The sequence below is a fragment of the Angustibacter aerolatus genome, from assembly GCF_054776675.1.
In genome coordinates, this window is the sequence record NZ_BAAHBM010000170.1 from 1 (window position 1) to 2,292 (window position 2,292).

Sequence of the window (2,292 nt, forward strand, 5' to 3'; positions counted from 1 at the left end):
CGCGCGTCCCGGGCCGCCGCACCGTCGCCGCCCTCCGCGTCACCGGGGTCGGCCCCGTCGGCGTCGTCGGCGTGCGAGCGGTCGGCCGCCGCGGCGTCGAGGATGGCGTCGACCACGGCCAGCACGGCCGCGCGCTCGGACTTGGTGAGCGTGTCGGCGCGCGGCGGCAGCACGAACGGCCCGAGCGGGATCCGGCGCCCGGCCAGCCGCAGCACCTGCGGCAGCGGCACCTCCAGCGCCTCGGCCAGCCCCTCGGCGACCTCCTGGCTGATGGCGCCCGAGTGCTGGCCGTTGCGCAGCAGCCGCAGCGTCTCGTAGCTGACCCGGCCCCCGGACCGGTCGGCCGCCCGCCGGCTCGACATGGGCTTGCCGGTGCCGCCGAGGGCGCGCAACCGCCGCTCGACCAGCTCCTGGAGGTCCCTGGCTGCCGGCACGGCCGCTCCCGTCGTCGCGGCCGTGACGAGCAGATCGCCCGCCGAGCGCCCCCACGACGCTCTGACCTGCCCGGCATCATCGACGTCCACTTGTCGGTCTGACAAGTTCTCGCCACCGTCCACCGTGTCGCTTGTCGCAGCACCTGCGGTACGGCAAGATTTGCCGGGCCGCACCGGGTCGGTGCGCGGGAGGGGGTCGCAGTGCGGTCGACGTCGGTGCAGGTGCGCGGCGAGCAGGTGAAGCGGTGGCGGCAGCGGCGCGGGTTGTCGCAGCGCGAGCTGGCCTTCCTCGTGCGCCCGTGCTCGCAGACGACCATCCACCTGCTCGAGACCGGGCGCATGACGGCCTGCAGCGAGGCCCTGCTGCTGCGGCTGGCCCGACGGCTCGACGTCCCCTTCGACTCGCTCGTCGCCGAGCCCGGGTGACGGGCCGCCGGGCCTGGCCCTCAGGCGGTCGCCGGCGGCCGCCGCAGCAGGGCGCGCACGGCGTCGACCACGACGTCGGGGGCCTCCTCGGCCATGAAGTGCCCGGCGTCGACGGTCGCGTGCACGAGGTCGGGCGCCCACGCGCTCCACCGGCTGCGGGCGTCGAAGCCGAGGGCGGCGCCCCAGTCCTGCTGCAGCACCGACACCGGCCCGCGCAGGGTGCGGCCGGCCGCGCGGTCGGCGAGGTCGTGCTCGAGGTCCACGCCGGCCGAGGCGCGGTAGTCCGCGACGATCGACGGCACCGCCTCGCGGGAGGCGCGCAGGTACACCCCGCGCACGTCGTCGGGGATCGCCGCCGGGTCGCGCACCCAGGCGTCGAGGAACGAGCCGAAGAACGCGTCGGCGCTCGCCGCGATCAGCTGCTCGGGCAGGCCGGGCGGCTGCGCCATGAGGTAGAGGTGCCAGGCCACCGCAGCGCTCGCGCCGTGCAGGATGTCCCACGTGTCGAGGGTCGGCAGCACGTCGAGGGAGGCCAGGTGCGTCACGACGTCCGGGTGGTCGAGGCCGGCGCGGATCGCGACCAGGGCGCCGCGGTCGTGCCCCACCAGGGCGAAGCGCTCGTGACCGAGCGCGGCCGCGAGCGCCACGACGTCGGCGGCCATCACCCGCTTGGCGTAGGTGTCGGGGGCGTCGGCCACCGGCTTGTCGCTGTCGCCGTAGCCGCGCAGGTCGGGGCAGATCACCGTGTGCTCCTCGGCCAGTCGCGTCGCGACGTGCCGCCACATCAGGTGGGTCTGCGGGAAGCCGTGCAGCAGCACGACGGGCGAGCCGCTGCCGCCGTGGGCGACGTGCAGCGCGACGCCGTCGGCGACCTGCACGCGGTCGGTGGCGAAGCCGGGGATCGTGGGCGTGGGTGGGGTCATGCGACGAGCCTGCCCCGACCGGATGAGCAGCCGATGAGCACGCGTGGGGAGCGGCACCGGGCGCGGGCCGGCGGATCGTGACGCCGCTGGTCGGGGTGCTCGGCCCGGTCACCGCCCACGACGAGCGGGGCGCCGCGCTCGACCTGCGCGGGCCGCGACACCGCGAGCTGCTCGGGCGACTGGTCGCCGCACGCGGACGGGTGCTACCCGTCGCGGTGCTGGTCGACGACCTGTGGGACGACCCGCCAGAGGGCGCCGTCGCCGCCGTCCGCACCTTCGTGGCCGCGCTGCGCCGGGCGCTCGAACCCGACCGACCGCCGCGGGCACCCGCTCGCCTGCTGGTGACCGCGGGCAGCGGCTACGCCCTGCGCCTCGAGCCCGGCGCCGTGGACGCCGAGCGGTTCGAGCGCGCGGTCGCCGCGGCGCGGGACGGCGCTCCGGCAGCGGCCGTGACGTCGCTGACGGCGGCGCTCGGCGAGTGGCGCGGACCGGCGGACGCCGACGCCGTC

At 77.1% G+C, this 2,292-nt stretch carries 4 protein-coding genes; 2 read left to right on the forward strand and 2 right to left on the reverse strand.

Annotation, left to right across the window (positions count from 1 at the left end; all coding sequences use genetic code 11):
- On the reverse strand, positions 1 to 434 hold a 434-nt coding region (locus tag ACYVI6_RS18515; protein WP_460447766.1), incomplete at its 3' end, for a hypothetical protein.
- 201 nt (positions 435 to 635) lie between these two features.
- Here ACYVI6_RS18515 and ACYVI6_RS18520 point away from each other — a divergent pair.
- Positions 636 to 860: a helix-turn-helix transcriptional regulator gene (locus ACYVI6_RS18520; protein WP_460447767.1), complete on the forward strand. Its 225-nt coding sequence runs from the start codon at positions 636 to 638 to the stop codon at positions 858 to 860.
- A 20-nt stretch (positions 861 to 880) separates the two neighbouring features.
- On the opposite strand, the gene ACYVI6_RS18525 is transcribed toward ACYVI6_RS18520, so the two are convergent.
- Complete coding sequence (locus ACYVI6_RS18525) at positions 881 to 1,783, reverse strand: alpha/beta fold hydrolase (protein ID WP_460447768.1); 903 nt, start codon at positions 1,781 to 1,783, stop codon at positions 881 to 883.
- A gap of 77 nt (positions 1,784 to 1,860) precedes the next feature.
- Here ACYVI6_RS18525 and ACYVI6_RS18530 point away from each other — a divergent pair.
- A partial coding sequence (locus ACYVI6_RS18530; RefSeq protein ID WP_460447769.1) for an AfsR/SARP family transcriptional regulator occupies positions 1,861 to 2,292 on the forward strand: 432 nt, incomplete at its 3' end.

Excerpts from the sequence above, each read along its gene's own strand:
- ACYVI6_RS18525 (WP_460447768.1), bottom strand. The coding sequence starts at position 1,783 with ATGACCCCACCCACGCCCACGATCCCCGGCTTCGCCACCGACCGCGTG.